3 protein-coding genes are annotated in these 2,928 nt (G+C 62.3%); all 3 read left to right on the top strand.

What is annotated here, in order from left to right:
* Nucleotides 1-425: aldehyde dehydrogenase family protein (locus tag ACEW8G_RS03025; RefSeq protein ID WP_373486968.1), on the top strand; the 425-nt coding region annotated here is incomplete at its 5' end.
* 201 nt (nt 426-626) lie between these two features.
* Nucleotides 627-2,060, top strand: a complete 1,434-nt coding sequence (locus ACEW8G_RS03030; RefSeq protein WP_373486970.1) for a cytochrome ubiquinol oxidase subunit I — start codon at nt 627-629, stop codon at nt 2,058-2,060.
* Nucleotides 2,057-2,928 (top strand): cytochrome d ubiquinol oxidase subunit II (cydB, locus tag ACEW8G_RS03035; protein ID WP_373486969.1); only part of this gene is annotated, 872 nt, incomplete at its 3' end. The genes ACEW8G_RS03030 and cydB, both read left to right, overlap by 4 nt.

Below are 2,928 nucleotides of genomic sequence, written 5' to 3' on the forward strand. Positions count from 1 at the left end.
GGATCGCCGGGCCGGGCGAGGGGGTGTATGTCCGCCCCGCCGTGGTCGAGATGACGCAGCAAACCGGGCCGGCGCTGCGCGAGACCTTTGCGCCGATCCTCTACGTCATGCCATATGACACGCTGACCGAGGCCATCGCGCTCAACAACGCGGCGGCACAGGGCCTGTCATCTTCGATCTTCACCAACGACATGCGCGAGGCCGAGGCGTTCGTCGCGGGCGCAGGCAGCGACTGCGGCATCGCCAATGTCAACATCGGTACGTCGGGCGCAGAAATCGGCGGCGCGTTCGGCGGCGAGAAGGAAACCGGCGGCGGGCGCGAGTCGGGGTCAGACAGCTGGAAAGCCTATATGCGCCGCCAGACCAGCACGGTGAACTATTCGGGCGCGCTGCCGCTGGCGCAGGGTGTGACGTTTGAGCTTTAAATCACTCCTCCCCGATCTTGCCTCGGGGAGGATTAAAAGCGCACTGGTGCCAAACACAACCCTTCGGAACGCATATGCATGTGCGTCACATTGCTGCCATAGCTTTAGGCTGTATATAAGGTTCACCTGCGGCGGGGCAGCGCGGTCTGGCGTGAGCGTGCACTTTGCGGACGGGCAGATCGAGACGGGGGCTTGATGCTTATGTTCGATGGTTTTGACGCCCTGCTGCTGGCGCGTATCCAGTTTGCCTTTACGGTGAGCTTCCACTTCATCTTCCCCGCCTTTTCGATCGGTCTTGCCAGCTACCTGGCGGTGCTCGAGGGGCTGTGGCTGAAGACCAACGACAACACCTATCTCGATCTGTTCAAATACTGGCGCAAGATTTTCGCCATCGCCTTTGCGATGGGCGTCGTTTCGGGGATCGTGATGTCCTACCAGTTCGGCACCAACTGGTCGGTGTTTTCGGATAAAACCGGCCCGATCCTCGGGCCACTGATGGCCTATGAGGTGCTCACCGCGTTTTTCCTTGAGGCCGGCTTTCTGGGCGTCATGCTGTTCGGCATGGACAAGGTCGGGCGCAAGCTGCACTTCACCGCAACGCTGATGGTGGCGGTTGGCACGTTCATTTCCGCCTTCTGGATATTGAGCGTGAACAGCTGGATGCAGACCCCCACGGGTTATGAAATCGCCGCCAACGGTCAGTTCATACCCGGCGACAGCTGGCTCGACATCATCTTCAACCCCAGCTTTCCTTATCGGTTGGCCCATACCGTGATGGCCGCATACTTGACCACCGCGTTCGTTGTCGGCGCGGTGGGGGCCTATCACCTGCTCAAGAACAAGACCGATCTGCGCGCACGCCGCATGTTCTCGATGGCGATGTGGATGGCCGCGATCGTCGCGCCGTTGCAGATTTTCGCGGGCGATATGCACGGGCTCAACACGCTCGAGCATCAGCCCGCCAAGGTGATGGCGATGGAGGGGCATTATGACAGCCACCCCAATGGCGCGCCGCTGATCCTATTCGGCATCCCCAACAGCGCCGAAAAGCGCGTCGACTATGCCATCGAAATCCCCAAGGCATCCTCGCTGATACTCAAGCATGATCTGAACGCGCCGCTCGACGGGCTGGACACCATCCCTGAAGATGAACAGCCGCCGGTCGGCATGGTGTTCTGGTCGTTCCGCATCATGGTCGGCATCGGCTTTGCGATGCTCGGGCTGGGCGCGTGGAGCCTGCTTGCGCGGGTGCGGGGCAAGTTGTTCGACTGGTCTTGGCTGCACCGCGCGGCGATCGTGATGGGGCCATCGGGCTTTGTCGCGGTGATCGCCGGATGGGTGACCACCGAGGTTGGCCGTCAGCCCTATACCGTCTACGGCCTGCTGACGACGGCAGACAGCGTATCACCGCTCGCCGCGCCTGCGGTCGGGGCCTCGCTGGTCGCGTTCGTCATCACCTATTTCATCATGTTCGGCGCGGGCACGCTGTACATCCTCAAGCTGATGGGCAAGCCGGTGACCGGCCAGGAGGAGGCTGCAGCATCTGGTCCGTTGCGCAGCGCGGGCATCACCCCTGCGTCGGCGGACAGCTCGCGGCGCGGGCAGAGCGGCACGATGATGGAGGAAGGCGCATGAGCCTCGATCTCACCATCGTCTGGGCGTTCATCATCGCATTTGCGGTTTTTGCCTATGTGGTGATGGACGGGTTTGATCTTGGCATCGGCATCATCTTCCCCGCGCTGGGCAAGGGCGCAGAGCGCGACAAGGCGATGAACTCCGTCGCGCCGGTCTGGGATGGCAACGAGACTTGGTTGGTGCTCGGCGGCGGCGGCCTGTTCGCCGCGTTTCCGCTGGCCTATGCGATCATCCTGCCCGCGATCTATCCGCCGATCATCGCGATGCTGCTGGGGCTGGTGCTGCGCGGCGTGGCGTTCGAGGGGCGTTGGCGTGATCCGGCACACCAGCCGTTCTGGGATTTTTCCTTCACCGCAGGCTCGTTTGTCGCCGCCTTTGCGCAAGGCGTGACGCTGGGCGCATTGCTGCAGGGGGTTGAGGTCGAGGGCCGCGCCTATGCCGGCGGCTGGCTCGACAGGCTGAGCGTCTATTCGCTGCTCACCGGCGTTGGCACGGTGATCGGCTATGGTTTGCTGGGATCGACCTGGCTGATCATGAAGACCGAAGGTCCGGTGCAGGACCATGCCTTCCGGATGAGCTGGAAGCTGTTCCCGGCAACCTTGATCGCACTGGGCGCGGTGAGCCTTTACACGCCCTTCCTTGAGGCCGAGTATTTCGACCGCTGGTTCACTTTCCCCAATGTGCTGTTTTCGGCGCAGGTGCCGGTGCTGGTCGCGCTGATCACCTTCCTGCTGTATCGCGCGCTCAAGCTGCGGCGAGATTACGCGCCGTTCCTGCTAACGCTTGCGCTGTTTCTGCTCGGCATGATCGGGCTTGGCATCTCCATGTTCCCCTATGTCGTGCCCGATGAGGTGACGATCTGGGATGC

Origin of the sequence: Blastomonas sp. (assembly GCF_041747255.1) — a bacterium.
In the GTDB taxonomy this organism is placed as follows: Bacteria; Pseudomonadota; Alphaproteobacteria; order Sphingomonadales; family Sphingomonadaceae; genus Blastomonas.

Bases quoted from the DNA above. Each gene is read 5' to 3' on its own strand.
- ACEW8G_RS03030 (WP_373486970.1), top strand. From the start codon at position 627: ATGTTCGATGGTTTTGACGCCCTGCTGCTGGCGCGTATCCAGTTTGCC.